The 13927-nt window shown below is 60.6% G+C and carries 12 protein-coding genes and 1 pseudogene; 12 read left to right on the plus strand and 1 reads right to left on the minus strand.

The window, feature by feature from the left end:
• Nucleotides 1-287, plus strand: a pseudogene (locus AC4FWB_RS05700) (hypothetical protein); the annotation flags it as partial.
• A 30-nt stretch (nucleotides 288-317) separates the two neighbouring features.
• Nucleotides 318-1736, plus strand: coding sequence for an MATE family efflux transporter (locus tag AC4FWB_RS05705; protein ID WP_491024858.1), 1419 nt, complete (start codon nucleotides 318-320; stop codon nucleotides 1734-1736).
• 39 nt (nucleotides 1737-1775) lie between these two features.
• Here AC4FWB_RS05705 and AC4FWB_RS05710 read toward each other — a convergent pair whose 3' ends face one another.
• Entirely contained in the window at nucleotides 1776-2966 is a 1191-nt protein-coding gene (locus AC4FWB_RS05710; protein ID WP_491024859.1) for an ATP-grasp domain-containing protein, read from the minus strand.
• Between the two features lie 414 nt (nucleotides 2967-3380).
• Between AC4FWB_RS05710 and hisD the strand changes: the two genes are divergently transcribed.
• The 10 genes from hisD to AC4FWB_RS05760 are packed head-to-tail and all read left to right on the plus strand — an operon-like array spanning nucleotide 3381 to nucleotide 13912.
• Nucleotides 3381-4721: a histidinol dehydrogenase gene (gene hisD / locus AC4FWB_RS05715; protein ID WP_491024860.1), complete on the plus strand. Its 1341-nt coding sequence runs from the start codon at nucleotides 3381-3383 to the stop codon at nucleotides 4719-4721.
• Nucleotides 4722-4750: 29 nt separating this feature from the next.
• Complete coding sequence (locus AC4FWB_RS05720) at nucleotides 4751-6472, plus strand: thiamine pyrophosphate-binding protein (RefSeq protein WP_491024861.1); 1722 nt, start codon at nucleotides 4751-4753, stop codon at nucleotides 6470-6472.
• Nucleotides 6473-6482: 10 nt separating this feature from the next.
• Nucleotides 6483-7229, plus strand: a complete 747-nt coding sequence (locus AC4FWB_RS05725; protein WP_491024862.1) for an SDR family NAD(P)-dependent oxidoreductase — start codon at nucleotides 6483-6485, stop codon at nucleotides 7227-7229.
• A gap of 15 nt (nucleotides 7230-7244) precedes the next feature.
• A complete protein-coding gene (locus tag AC4FWB_RS05730; RefSeq protein WP_491024863.1) occupies nucleotides 7245-8501 on the plus strand; it encodes an aspartate aminotransferase family protein in 1257 nt (418 codons plus the stop codon).
• Complete coding sequence (locus AC4FWB_RS05735) at nucleotides 8498-9253, plus strand: phosphoribosyltransferase family protein (protein ID WP_491024864.1); 756 nt, start codon at nucleotides 8498-8500, stop codon at nucleotides 9251-9253. The genes AC4FWB_RS05730 and AC4FWB_RS05735 overlap by 4 nt, the downstream gene beginning before the upstream one ends.
• A gap of 43 nt (nucleotides 9254-9296) precedes the next feature.
• Entirely contained in the window at nucleotides 9297-9611 is a 315-nt protein-coding gene (locus AC4FWB_RS05740) for a cupin domain-containing protein (protein ID WP_491024865.1), read from the plus strand.
• Between the two features lie 50 nt (nucleotides 9612-9661).
• Nucleotides 9662-11248 (plus strand): GMC oxidoreductase, encoded by a 1587-nt coding sequence (locus tag AC4FWB_RS05745; RefSeq protein ID WP_491024866.1) that lies wholly within the window; start codon nucleotides 9662-9664, stop codon nucleotides 11246-11248.
• 18 nt (nucleotides 11249-11266) lie between these two features.
• Nucleotides 11267-12013, plus strand: coding sequence for an SDR family NAD(P)-dependent oxidoreductase (locus tag AC4FWB_RS05750; protein ID WP_491024867.1), 747 nt, complete (start codon nucleotides 11267-11269; stop codon nucleotides 12011-12013).
• Between the two features lie 18 nt (nucleotides 12014-12031).
• Nucleotides 12032-12769, plus strand: a complete 738-nt coding sequence (locus tag AC4FWB_RS05755; protein ID WP_491024868.1) for a 5'/3'-nucleotidase SurE — start codon at nucleotides 12032-12034, stop codon at nucleotides 12767-12769.
• 3 nt (nucleotides 12770-12772) lie between these two features.
• Nucleotides 12773-13912: a sulfotransferase family protein gene (locus AC4FWB_RS05760; protein WP_491024870.1), complete on the plus strand. Its 1140-nt coding sequence runs from the start codon at nucleotides 12773-12775 to the stop codon at nucleotides 13910-13912.
• Nucleotides 13913-13927: the final 15 nt, after the last annotated feature.

A 13927-nucleotide genomic window follows, 5' to 3' on the forward strand; every position in this document is an offset into this window, starting at 1 on the left:
GGGACGTGTGCCTGCACAACAAGGACGCGATCCTGGAAATGCTGGCGCGCTTTTCGGAGGATCTGGCCTCGCTGCAGCGGGCGATCCGCTGGGGCGACGGCGAAAAGCTGTTCGACCTCTTCACCCGTACCCGCGCCATCCGTCGCTCGATCATCGAGGCCGGCCAGGACATCGATGCGCCGGACTTTGGCCGCCAGGCGGTGGATTGCCTGACGGATGAAGATGACCTGGCAGTCGGACGGGCTTCGAGGGCCGTCAACGCGCCGGAACTTCAACGCTCGATATGAAGCGATCTTGCTGATGAATTTTATCCGGCTGTGACTGCGATAGCGACGTTCTCCCTGAAGGCCGGTTCTGCCTGGCGCGACGAAGCCCGGGCAATATTTGCTCTGGCGTGGCCGATGGTGCTGACGAACCTGGTGCAAACGGCGATGACCGCGACAGATGTCATCTTCATGGGTCGATTGGGTGGGGACACGCTGGCTGCCGGAGCGCTCGGCTCCAACCTTTATCTCATGACGCTGATCTTCGGCCTGGGGCTGGTCTATGCCACCTCGCCCGTGATGGCGGCGAAGCTTGGGGCCAAAAGGCACTGCGTGCGGGAAATGCGTCGAACGACGCACCAGGGTTTGTGGCTCGCCGTGATGATCGCGCTGCCGATCTGGCTGTTCCTTTGGAAGGCCGAAAGCGTGCTGCTGGCCATGGGCCAACAGCCAGCGCTTGCCGCTCAGGCCGGCGCCTATGTGCGTTGCCTGCAATGGGCAGCGCTGCCTTTCTACGGTTTCGTCGTGCTGCGCGCGTTTGCTTCGGCGTTGGAGCGGCCGGGCTGGACTCTGCTGATCATGGTTCTGGCCGTGGTGCTCAATGCCTTTTGCAATTGGCTGCTGATGTTCGGCCATCTGGGGTTTCCGGCGCTCGGCATCGCTGGAGCCGGCATAGCCACAAGCCTGGCCAGTCTCTTCATGTTCACTGGCATGGCAGCCATCATCGCATTCAACGGCAGGTTCCGACGCTATCGGCTGTTCGGTCGGTTCTGGCAGGTGGACTGGCCGCGTCTGGTCGCGTTGGTGAAATTGGGGGCTCCGATTTCGGCGATGCTCGCCTTTGAGGTGACGGTGTTCAACGCAGCGGCCTTTCTCATGGGACTGATCGAGCCGGCGCAGCTCGCCGCCCACTCGATCGCGATGCAGATCACGTCGATCACCTTCGCAATCCCGCTCGGCCTCGAGCAGGCCGCGACGGTGCGGGTGGGACTGGCTTACGGCGCTCGCGATGCCGAGGGCATCAGCCGCTCCGGTTGGACGGCCTTTGTCATTGGGGTCTCGTTCATGGCGGCGATGGCGCTGATCATGCTGGCGTGGCCTAAAGCGCTGATCGGCGTGTTCGTCGACATCGACGATCCCGCGAACAATGCGATCGTTGCTTTTGCCGTTTCCTTCCTTGCCCTGGCTGCCCTCTTTCAGGTGGCTGACGGCGCCCAGGCCGTCGGAGCTGGTATGCTGAGAGGGATGCAGGACACCAGGAAGCCGATGCTCTACGCCGCATTGGGCTACTGGGGCATCGGCGTGCCGGTTGGCGCGGCGCTGGCTTTCCTGTTCGGCCTGGAAGGCAATGGCATATGGATCGGCTTGTGCTGTGGTCTCGTGGCCGTCGCGGCGCTGCTGCTCGTGCGATGGACGAAGCGCGAAAGGCTCGGCCTGACAATGCTCCAGCGTCCATTGCCTGACCTGCGGTGAAGTAACCTGCTCCTCGCCGGATTATGCGGCCATGAAGGCTCAATCCGGCTGAGGTGGCGTCGTTTCTATCGATATGGTCCCCGCAATCCGCGTCGCGATTTCGGCTGCTTCGACGTTCGAGGGCGCGCAGACGAGGACATAACCCTGCCGGTCGAATGAACTCCTCACGGGCTTCACCGTGCTGCCTTTCTCCAATGGCAGTTCGATGCGGACAACATTGGCATGGCTCTTGAAACGCAGGATGCCTTGAATGTTTTTGACGGTGCCAGGCGAAGCGGCGAAATACTTTATCGATGCCGCCCGCCTGGGTTCGGTGTCGATCTGCACGGCCTCACCGGCAGCCCATCGGACATACTTCTCCAGGAGGCTGCATCCTGTCGACCGTTCGAATAGCTCGGTGATGTAGTCCCCACCGAACCGGGAATGCGTTTCGATAAGCACGGGGCCTTGCTTGGTCAGCAACACTTCGGTGTGGGACGGCCCGTAGTCCAGGCCGACGGCTTCCAATGTTTCCCGCACAAACGCGATCGCGGTGTCGCGCTGGTGCGAACTGATGCGGGCGGGATAGACATGCTGCAACTCCACATAAGGGTTGAGGCAATCGGCGCCGCCATTGATCTCTTCGTTCACGCCGAGTGAGATCAACTCATCGCCCGTGCCCAGGAAATCCAGGGAGAGCTCGACGCCCTCGACGATCTCTTCCATGAGCATTGGAAAGCTCACATCGGCCAGCGCATCCAGTTCCGACGGACCGCGGATGGCTCGAACACCCTGGCTGGCCACGCCTCCGACCGGTTTCGCGATTGCCTCTCCGCCGACCTCGATCAGGAAAGCCTTTGCCTCGTCGCGGTTCGCGACCTCCGAAAAGCGGATATCGTGTCCAAGCTTCTCCTTGAGGAGCCGACGCATCGCCGCCTTGTTTCTGCTGATCTCTACAGCGGAGACGGGAGCATATCTGAGGCCGAACTCCTTCGCCGTGAGCGCGGCGGGCATGAGCCCATACTCCGTGAAAGATAGAACACCGGATATGCTGTTTTTTGCAGATACCGACCTCAGTATATCGAGAAACTCCAAGTTGTTTATGTAATCCGTTACGATGACCAGATGCGCGTCCTGATAGCGGAAATCGCTCGCCTCGGACGGCGATACGCACTGGATAAGTGAAAAGCCGAGGCTTCTGGCGATGTCCGCAAGAACCGGCGCATTCCCAAAGATGACAAGCGTCTTCACTTCGGTGACTTCCGCGAGACTTCGTTGTTTCGAGTAGCGTCGATCGCTACTCGGTTGCGTTGAAGAATCAGATAGTTACCAGAAACCACGGCTAATCTCGCCTTGAGACCGACGTCTTATTTTTCCGCCGCGAGCCAACCAATGATCGCGGATCGCCCCTTCTGCCTGGATCATTGGATGCAAGGCTTTCAGCAACAATACCCCGTTGGGGGTATGTAACCCTCTCCCGGCAGAACATAGACTCCTTTCAGTCTAAATAAGGGGTATCTAATTCACCCATATAACGCTCATCGCTTATTCTTATATTTGAAATAGTATTACAAAATTTTATTTACCTAGCGCATCAGTCTCTCTCTTTCTGGCTTGATTTTGTCGAAGTTTTTGCAACCTAACTTATGATGAAGGAAGAGACGTTTGAACCTTGCCGCGGACCCATCTATCGAAACAGTGGCTTTCTGGGAGCTTGACAGGCTTTCCGAGACCGAAAGAACGCTTCTTCTCGTGCGGGTGGAGAGCGACCTTTCCCATTTCATCGCGGGAGCCGCGCCGATAATAGAGGCGGTGGAGCGCGAGGGGGATGCCGCTCTGGTTCGGTTCGCGCGAGAGTTCGACAAGGCCGATATTGCGCAAGACGGCGTCGCCGCCAAACAGGAAGACTTCGACGAAGCCTTTTCCATGCTCGATCGGGAATTGATCGAGACGCTTGAGTATGCGGCCGACAACATCCGCCGCTTTCACGAAGCCCAGCTTCCCGACGAAATCTGGATGAAGGAAATCAAGCCGGGCGTGCTCGTCGGCGAACGTTACACGCCCATCGACAGCGTCGCGCTCTATTCCCCACGCGGAAAGGGTTCCTTCCCATCCGCCACGCTGATGACAGCCGTCCCTGCCACGGTGGCGTGCGTGCCAATGCCGATCATCCTTACGCCGGCGGGGCCGGACGGCAAGATCGACCCGGCAACGCTGGTTGCCGCCAAGCTCGCTGGCATCAAGCATGTCTACAAAGCGGGAGGCGCCGTCGCTGTCGCCGCTGCCGCGTTCGGCACTCAAACGATACCTCGCTGCTGCAAGTTCGAAGGTCCCGGCAGTCCCTGGGTGGTGGCGGCCAAGCAGCTTTTGCACGGCAAGATCGGGTCGCGCGTCTCAGCCGGGCCTAGCGAAAGCATGGTCCTGGCCGACGAGAGCGCCGACCCATATCTCGCGGCGCTGGACCTTCTCATCGAGTCCGAGCACGGATCGGACTCCTCGGCTTTCCTCGTCACCTGGTCACCGGAGGTCGCGGCCGCCTCGCGAAAGGCGATTCCGTCCCTCTGGCGGGGGATGGGCGAGAGACGGATGGGGTATTCCCGCGATGTGCTGGGCGGATCTCGCGGAGGTATCGTGCTGACGCGCGATCGCCAGCAGGCCTATGACTTCATCAACGACTACGCGCCGGAACACCTCCAGATCCATTCCAAGACGCCGTTCGATCATCTCGGACACATACGCAACGCGGCTGAAATCCTGCTTGGCGAACATGTGCCCGGATCGATAGCTAACTATCTGATGGGCCCGAATGCCGTCCTGCCGACCGGAGGGGCGGCTCGCTACAGCTCCGGTCTCGGCGTCCACGATTTCCTCAAAGCAAGCTCGATCGGCCACATCACGGCCGCGGGTTATGCCGAGATGGCTCCGCGTACCCACCGTTTCGCTTCCTATGAAGGGTTCGATGCACACGCGAATGCGGTTTCCCATCTGCGCGAGGAAAGCCGCTAAACCGACAACTCAAGCACAGGTCCGGACAAATGGCGATTGCAGCTACAGAGACGACAGGGGCGATGACGGGCGCGGAGTTGATCGTCGATGTTCTTGCCCAGAACGGCTTCAACCAGGTGTTTGGAGTTCCAGGCCGACGTGTGCTGCCGCTTTATGACGCCATCTATCGTTCGTCCAACAAGATACGGATCGTCGCCAGTCAGAACGAGCAGGGCGCAGCGTTCATGGCAGACGGTTATGCGCGGGCAAACGGCCGTGGCTGCTGCCTTGGCATTTCCGGCCCCGGCCTGCTCAACATGGTGACCGGCGTCGCCGCTTCCTACTACGATTCCGTTCCTGTTCTGGTGCTGGGCGGGCAAGCCCAGACCAAGTCGATCGGCAAATATGCCATTCAGGAAGCGACGGGACATGGCCGTTCGCCCGATCAGTTGGAGATATTCCGGCGTATCACGAAGAAAGCGACGCGAACCCAGGCGGTCGACGACATCGTGCCGGTGCTTACGGCCTCGATCGAGGAGATGTTCTCCAAGCGCCCGGGACCCGTCTATATCGAGTTTCCGACAGACATCCTGCATCAGGAGGTTTCACCCGGGGCATACAATGCCGCGGCGGTACCGTCGATCCCGAGAAGCTCGTCGGCCGGCCAGGTGAAATGGCCTTTCGAAGCGTTCATGGCCGATCTCGGTCGGGCCAAATTCCCCGTCATCCTTGTCGGGGCCGGAGTGAACGCAAGCGGCGCGCGAGACGAGGTCCAGCGGCTCTCGGAGCGTTTCGGCATCCCTTACGTCACCACCACCTTGGCGAAAGGCACGTTGCCGGAGGACAGCGAGCTTTCGCTGGGAAGCTGCGGCATCTGGGGGCAGCCGGCGGCAAAGGAATATCTGCTCGGGCAATGCGATGCGATCCTTGCCTTCGGCACCACGTTCCAGGAGCTGTCGTCCTACGGATGGCGCATCAAGCAAGAACAGGTGCTTCTAAGGGTGGATATCGACGAGGCCGAGCTTCATCGCAACTACAGCGGCAAGCACAGTTTCCTTGGTGACGTGAAGCAGTTCCTGACGGCACTCGAAAGCCATTCCGCCGATGCCGAGATGCCGGGTTTTGCAGAGGCGCGGACCCTCGTCGCCGCACTGAAGCGCAACGCCGGCTTCTATACCAGCATCGATCACAAGCAGGAACATATTCAGTCCGATCTGGTCAACCCGATCTCGCTGGTCAAGACGATATCCCGCCTGACGCCGCACGACGTGCCGATCATCTCCGATGTCGGCGAAAACGGTGCCTGGTCGATGTACCTGATCCAGAGGGAGAAGGTGGGCAGCTATGTCATCAATGCGGGACTGGGCACGATGGGGCACGCGGCCGCGGCGGCGGTCGGAGTCAGCCTGGCGTTGCCCGGCAGCAAGACCGTATCGATCTGCGGTGACGGTGGCCTGATGATGAACGGCAACGAGATCGCGACGGCGGCGAAGTGTCGATCCGACGTCGTATGGATCGTCTTCAACAACGGCATACTCGGAACGCAGAAACACTATCAGCGGGACTATCTCGACGGGCGCTACATCGCCTCGGATATGCCGGACATAGACTATTGCGAATACGCCCGCTCGATGGGCGTGCCGGGCACGCGCGTCAAGACCATTGACGATTTCGAGCATGTCTACAGGCAGACGCTCAAGGCGAAGGGGAACCACCTGATAGAGGTCTGCATCGACCCCAACATCAAACCCGAACCCTGCTATTTCTATTGAGGCAGTCCCCATGTCGGCGCTGCTCATTGTTGGCTGTGCAAGCGGTATCGGCAAGGCGATCGCCCTGCATTTGGCGAAGCGGTTCAATGTGCTCGTGCTGGCCGACATCGATATCGAGGGCGCAGGCAAGGTCGGCGACGAGATCGCAGCCGCATCGCCAGCATGCAGATGCGAGGCCATGCATGTCGATATCCGGTGCGCGGGCTCGGTCGCAGGATTGTTCGCGGAGCTGGAAGCCCGCAACATCGGCCTTGCGGCGGCGGCGAACAACGCCGGGGTGCTTGGCCAGCGCTCGACGCTTGCAGACAGCGATCCGGTCCAGTGGCGCGACACGCTCGAGCTGAACGTTGTCGGGACATATCTCCTGGTCAAGCATGAGATCGCCGCCATGCGGAAGAATGGCGGCGGCCGTATCCTCAACACGGCCTCCGAGTTCGGCGCGCGCGGCGCCGTCAATGTTTCGGCCTATGTGGCCAGCAAGCATGCCGTCATCGGAATGACGCGGGCCGCGGCTTTGGAGGTCGCGCAATCCGGCATCCTGATCAACGCCATCTGCCCGGGAGCGATCAACGCCGGGATCACCAAGAAGTTCGTCGACGAGGTCGACGGATTCCTGGAGCGCACGACCCGGGAGATTCCGATGCGGCGACTGGGCCATGCCGATGAGGTGGCCAGTGCCGCCGCATGGCTGCTCGGCCCCGACAACAGCTACATGACCGGACAATCGATTTTCATAGACGGTGGCAACACGGCATAATGGGAAGGCACTGCGATGGAAGGGGACATCAACCTCATCAATGAAAGACTATCGGGCCGCTACGGCCACACCGATATCGTGGTGGCCAACGCTGCCGGCGCGGCCATAGAGGCCGTGGGCCGAGGCTCGTATGTCGACTATATCCTCGGCAACCTCACCCAGCTAAGGGGCTTTCGCAGCATAGCCTCGCTCTGCGAGAAGTTGGCGGACATCTCCACGCCTTCGAATGTCGGAGACAATCCGCACGAGGTCCAGAGCCAACTGGCCGGCAAGCTGCTGGCGATCGCCGGGAAGGAATGCCTGCGCTTCACCAATTCGGGGTCGGAAGCCGTCCATCTGGCGATCCGGGTCGCGCGGGCGCATACGGGCAGGAAGAAGATCCTGCGCTTCTTCGGCCACTATCATGGCTGGTATTCGGAAGAGATATTCGGCTTCCTTCCGGCCAAATACTCCGACGGGCTGGCCGAAGAGGCGGCTGCCAACAGCATATCCATCGAATGGAATGATCTCGATGCGCTGCAAGACGCTTTCGAGCGGCATGGCGATCAAATCGCCTGTGTCATATGCGAGCCCGTGCTTGCGCATTCGGGCACGATTCCGGCGAAGGAAGGCTTTCTCGAGGCGCTGGTCGCGCTGGCCGAGCGGCACGGCAGCCTGTCCATCTTCGACGAGTGTGTTACCGGCTTCCGCGTCGGGCTTCACGGCGCACAGGGTCTCTACGGCGTCTACGCGGACATGGTGGTCTATTCGAAGGCGATCAGCGGCGGCGTGCCGTTTGGCGTCTTGCTCGGAAAGGCGAAACACTTCGCGCCCCTCTCTCAGGGCAGGGTGTTCCACGCATCGACTTATGACGGCAACGTCTTGTCGGCGCTGGCCTGTCTGGAGGTGCTGTCGGAGTTGGAACAGGGGCAGACCTACCGGCTGATCGAACGCGCGCAGGACAAGCTTGTCGACGGCATCAGGACGGTCATCCTGCGCTCCGGGCTGCCCTGCCATGTGCAATCGGTGCCGGGCTTCTTCCAGGTCTATTTCACAGCCGCCAACGATGTGGACAGCTACAGCGCGGCAATGGCGACGGATTATCAGCTCTATCGCCGGTTCGTGGCCGGCATGCGGGCAAACCATGTCTTGATTTCGGAAGGCGATCTGAGCCACGCGGACCCGCGCCAGAATTGGCTTGGGTCGTGGTTCCTGTCGTCGGCGCATGACGACAAGGCCATCGGCAGGACGCTCGATGCCTGCGAGAAATCGCTCAGGGAGTTGCTCGCGTGACCGGGGATTTTCCCAAGCGTATCTTTTTCTTCAACGACGCGGAGTTCGCGATCGAGGGCAAGGCGAGCACGCACGAGATAGACCATGTCCGGCGCGCCTTCTCCCAAGTGTCGCGATATATAAAATCGCCGGAAGTCAGCGTCATCGACTATCAATTGTGCCGGCTCAATTTCAAGACCGCGCTGAAGCCCGCGCATTATGACGAGGTGATCTGCCTCGGCGGGAAGGGCCTGTCCCTTTACGACAGGGTGAGGCATCTGCTGACGGCCGATCGGGTTCGCCAACTGAAGATAAAACGGGTCTTCGAGGACGAGAGCCTCGACGGTTTCGACTTCGGCATGGCCATGACGCCGGCCGATCACGCCGACCTCGAGACGATCACCGGCAAGCGCGTGCTCATCGTCGACGACGTCATCTATACGGGACGCACGCTTGACTACGTGCTTGGCCGTATCAGCGGCTCGAATTCGATCTCGATCCTGACGATGGTCGTGATGGAGGAGACCAGGGATCAGCTCGACCGGCCTCTCTTCGCCGGCCTGATCATCCCAGGCGGACCCTGGTCGGGTCGCGGGGAGGAGCAGGACCTGTGGTGTTTTCGCGATCTGATCGAAAGCGACGCCGTCGTTTACAGCACCGGGAAATCCCAGAGTTTCATCGAGCGCGAAGACATCATGAAGCGCTATCTGTTCGGAGACGATTATGGGGCTGTCAGCTCAGTCATTGGTGAGATCAGGCATCTGTTCCAGTGAGCCGGACGCCGAAGGGGCGATCAAGCTGGATATCGGTGTCTCGATGGACATGCTCACAGACGTCACGGAATATTCCGTCGATTTCCTGGTGATCGAACCTGACACCAGGGAAGTGACAATCGTGCATCGACGCACCGATGAGGTCCTGTTTGTCGTTCGTGGAAGGCTGGTCGGCACCGTCGGAGGCAGGCAGGTGGAACTTCCGGCCGGCGGGTATGTGGAGATTCGCCGCGGCACGCCGCACACATTCACCAATGCCGGCCCGGAGAACTGCCACCTCATATCCTTCTGTGTGCCGAGATACGATTCCGAAGACGTCTTCAAAATCAACGACGCCGATTTGGGCGCCGGTATCTGAGGAGGCCGCACGGCCATCGTCCCAAATGAAAGCCGATGAGGTTACCCGCCGTGGACGTTGATGTCTGTATCGTCGGTACGGGCGCCGCCGGCGGGATGCTGGCCTATCGGCTTGCAAAACTCGGGATAAACACCGTCTCCGTCGACGCGGGCGATGTCGTTCCGAGTTCATATTTCGACCCGCGTGAAGCCCCCAACGCGGAAGACGTCCAGGATCCGTTCAATCCCTTCAATCCACGGGCGTCAGCCCTTTTTGTCGAGGCGCCTGTCGCTCCTGGCGATGGTTTTACGCAGCACCAGATCCTCAAAGTGGGCGGGCTGCAGAACCTCTGGGGCGGCGTGTCCCTGCGGTTCTCGCCGGATGATTTTTCCGGAAGACACGCCACCCGAGCCTGGCCGATAGGCTATGACGACCTGGCGCCTCACTACGCCGCCGTGGAGGAACTGATAGGCGTCACGGGATTGACAGAAGCCAATCCGGATCTGCCGGACGGCTCGTTCATAGAGCCGCTTCCACTCAACCGCCTGGACCGCCACATCCGGGGCAAGCTCATTCGGGAGCCGAGATGGTCCGGGATAACGGCCAACCGCAAGGCCGTCGAGACGCGGCGGGCCAAGCCGAACCGGTGCCGGCAATGCGGGATGTGCCAGAACGGCTGTCCCTCCGACAGCATCTACAAGTTCAGCAGCCGGCTCCTGCCGGAAATTGCGAATGCGTCAAACTACCGCCTTCAGCCGAACACCACCGTCCGCTCCCTCACGTGCGATCGTGGCGGCACGATCACGGCATTGCGTTGCTTCGACAAGACGAGGCAGGCGGAAGTCACCATCGCCGCAAGACGTTATGTGCTGTGCGCCGGGGCCATCGAAAACGCGATCATACTCCTCGGATCGGCCGGCGCCGAATACCCCCGCGGGCTGGCAAACGGCAGCGGGCTGGTCGGCCGCTATCTGATGGACAATCCCAACGTCGTGTTCGTTGCTCTTCATCCGGGATTCCTGTTCTCGGCCAAAGAAACCTATTTCGGCTACGGCAACCATCTGCTGGTGCCGGCAAGAACCCCCGTCGATCCCGAATCCAGCACGCGATACCTGGCCGACATCTACCACGGCAATCCGCAGCTCGTGCCGCTGTTCTGGCGGAACCTTCCCAAATTCATTCCCTTCTGGCTGGCCGAAAGGATCACTTTCGGATCGTCGCTGATGTTCCTGTTCGGGCCGGCAGATGCGCATGCGGACAACCGGGTAGAAGTCCGCTGCGGGCAAAAGAGGATATTCTACAACTGGACGAAAAGAGATCGCGCCGTCATCGAGGCGATCGAGACCGAAGGTCGGCAAATGGTCCGGGCGACCGGGGGACTGCTGCTGGGAGCCTATCCGGGTGGACCGGGCGATTCCATTCACTATGCCGGAACCTGCCGGATGTCCTCAGCTCCAGCCGACGGCGTGGTCGACAGCAATCTGCGTTCATTCGATCATCGCAACCTCTTCATCTGCGACGGCAGCGTCATGCCCTCGCTGCCGGAAAAGCACTCCGCATTGACGATCATGGCGCTGGCCTCGCGGCTTGCGACATATCTCGCCTCGCCAGCCGGGCGGGCAGCGGAGGCCACAGCGGGACATGTCCAATGCAACTAGGATTGGCGGAGAAGGCGTATGGGGCGTTTTGACGGAAAACGGGTTGTTGTTTTAGGGGCTAGCCGCGGTATCGGCCTTGCCACGGCATGCAGGTTTGCCGAGGAGGGCGCTCAGGTCGTCGTTACGGGTCGTTCCCTCGAGCGTCTGGAACAAGGGCTGGCGTCCCTGGACACGCCGGCGGGCGTGGTGGCGCTGCAATGTGACATCGCGGATGTTTCCGCGCTTGAGCGGCTCTTCGCCGAGATCGGCCGCCGCCTGGGAGCCTTCGACATTCTCGTGGTCAGCGCCGGCGTGGCGCAGCGCACCGCGTTTGAAAAGGTCACGCAAGAAGAATTCGACCAGATCATGGACATCAATGTGAGGGGCACGTTCTTCGCGGTCCAGAAGGCGCTTCCCTATCTCAGACCCGGCGCGGCGGTTGTGCTGGTGGGATCGAATCTCAGCTATACGGGATGGGAGCTGGCCACCGTCTACGGCGCCAGCAAGGCAGCGGTTCTAAGCCTGACGCGCTCGCTGGCTGCGACGCTGGTTGGCCGGGGCATCCGCGTCAACGGCGTCACGCCGGGCTCCGTCAGGACGGCCATGCTCAAGGAAGTGGTGCTCGATCACTATGACGAGGCCGAGTTCGTCCAAGGCGAATTGCCGGTCGGGTTCATTGGCGATCCGGACGACGTCGCCAAGACCATAGCTTTTTTGGCGTCGGACGATGCCAGATACATCGTCGGGGAAGATATTCTGTGCGATGGCGGATCAACCAGACTGTAGGAACGTCTCGAAGCGCCAATGGAAAAGCGACTGCGCCTGTTGATGACCAATGACGACGGGATCGGATCAGATCTGATATTGCCGTTCGTCGTAGCGATGCGGAAAGATTTCGATGTGGTGGCGATCGTCCCGCGCGAAAACAGCAGCTTGACTGCGCATTCCGTTTCGATGCGCCCTGACCTGCGGCTCCAGCTTATCGGCGACGACTGTTACGTGCTCGACGGCTTTCCCGCCGACTGCGTCGCATTGGGTCTCAGCGCGCCTGAATTCGGCGTGTTCGACGCGGTCGTCGCCGGCGTCAATCGTGGCCTCAATGTCGGTTTCGACGTCTGGTATTCCGGGACGGTAGCGGCCGCCCGCGAGGCTGCATTGATGGGCAATTGCGGGATCGCGATATCCTGCGCCGAATTTGCGGAGGACATCGCGGGCTCCGCTGCAATCTGCGCCGATTTGATCGACGGCGTTATCGAGCGGGGGATCGCCGAGAGGGGTGCGGTTATAAACATCAATGTGCCTTCGCTGAAGGCGGAGCGCTTGAAAGGATTGGCTGTGACGCGGCTGGCAGAGCACGGTACGCAAAGCACATTCCGGTTGGATAAGACCGGTGCGAAAGAATGGCGCGTCGTTGTGGCGCTGGAGCAGGCGCCCAGCGCCTCTTGCCGTGACGAATGCGAATGCAGGGCGTTGCAGCGGGGCTACGCCTCCGTCGCGGTCGCCCAACGGTTCCATTGCGCGTCCCCGCACGAGAGGGCATAGCCTTTGTTCGACAAGACGCAAATGCTGCAGCAGGCAGCTTCGCTCACTGGTCTCGACGACTATGGCGGGCCTGATTTCGAGGAAGCTTTCGAGAGGCTGCTCTACTCGGCCGAACACGAGGCCGGATTCAGCGAAACGGGAATCGAGATCTTTCGCGACGACATGATCCGCCTGTTGTCAAATCGTCTGCTGCTGCTCAACGAGTGGAATATGAAACCGGACTTGGCTGCGGAAGAAATCGAACGGCCGATGTTCATTCTGGGGCTGCCTCGATCCGGCACGAGCATATTGCACGAACTGCTGGCGCAGGATGAGGACAACAGGGTCCCGCTGACCTGGGAGACAACCCGGCTTGCGGCCGGCTCAGGCGAAGCTCGGAGCGATGAGGAGACGATCGCCAGGGCGGAAAGCGAATTCCGAGAAATGGACAAGGTCATCCCGGACTTCAAAAAGATACACCGGGTCGGGCCGATGTTGCCTGACGAATGCGTAGGGCTCATGAACAACGATTTCAAGAGCATGCACTTCCACGTGTCCTACAGGGTTCCAGCATTCCAGGAGTGGCTGGACCGGTCAAACTTCGTGGCCGTGTATCAGTCGCACAAAAGACAACTTCAACGGCTGCAACGCAGAAGACGCGGCGTGCAGTGGGTGCTGAAGTCGCCGCAGCATCTATGGACGCTGAAGGCGCTGTTGGAGGTCTATCCCGACGCGCAGATCGTACAGCTGCACCGGGACCCGATAGAAGCGCTGGCATCCTATGCAAGTCTTGTGCGCAACCTCAGGCGCGCCGTCAGCGATAGCCAAGACCCTCATGAGATCGGGCGCGAGTGGGCGCGGTATTTTGCGGTCGGCCTGAACAAGGCCATGGAGGCGAGGCAGGCAAGCGGGGGTAAGGCCTCCTTCCTGGAAATTTCGTACCGGGATCTCGTCACAGATCCCGTTCGCACCATCACGCAGATATATGCCCATTGCGGGCGAAGTCTTTCCCGCAAGTCCGCCGAGAGAATGCGAAACTATCTGAATGCCCACCCGGCGGACATGTTCGGTAAGCACAAATACAGCCTGCGGGATTTCGGCCTCGATCGGGATGAAGAAAGGGAAAGGTTCCGAGCCTACCGACAGGCGTACGACATAGCCTGAAGCGCGACGGGCCTC

The organism is Mesorhizobium sp. LEGMi-168a, assembly GCF_058312955.1.

Bases quoted from the DNA above. Each gene is read 5' to 3' on its own strand.
- AC4FWB_RS05725 (WP_491024862.1), top strand. From the start codon at position 6,483: ATGTCGGCGCTGCTCATTGTTGGCTGTGCAAGCGGTATCGGCAAGGCG.
- AC4FWB_RS05740 (WP_491024865.1), top strand. From the start codon at position 9,297: ATGGACATGCTCACAGACGTCACGGAATATTCCGTCGATTTCCTGGTG.
- AC4FWB_RS05755 (WP_491024868.1), top strand. From the start codon at position 12,032: ATGGAAAAGCGACTGCGCCTGTTGATGACCAATGACGACGGGATCGGA.
- AC4FWB_RS05750 (WP_491024867.1), top strand. From the start codon at position 11,267: ATGGGGCGTTTTGACGGAAAACGGGTTGTTGTTTTAGGGGCTAGCCGC.
- AC4FWB_RS05720 (WP_491024861.1), top strand. From the start codon at position 4,751: ATGGCGATTGCAGCTACAGAGACGACAGGGGCGATGACGGGCGCGGAG.
- AC4FWB_RS05730 (WP_491024863.1), top strand. From the start codon at position 7,245: ATGGAAGGGGACATCAACCTCATCAATGAAAGACTATCGGGCCGCTAC.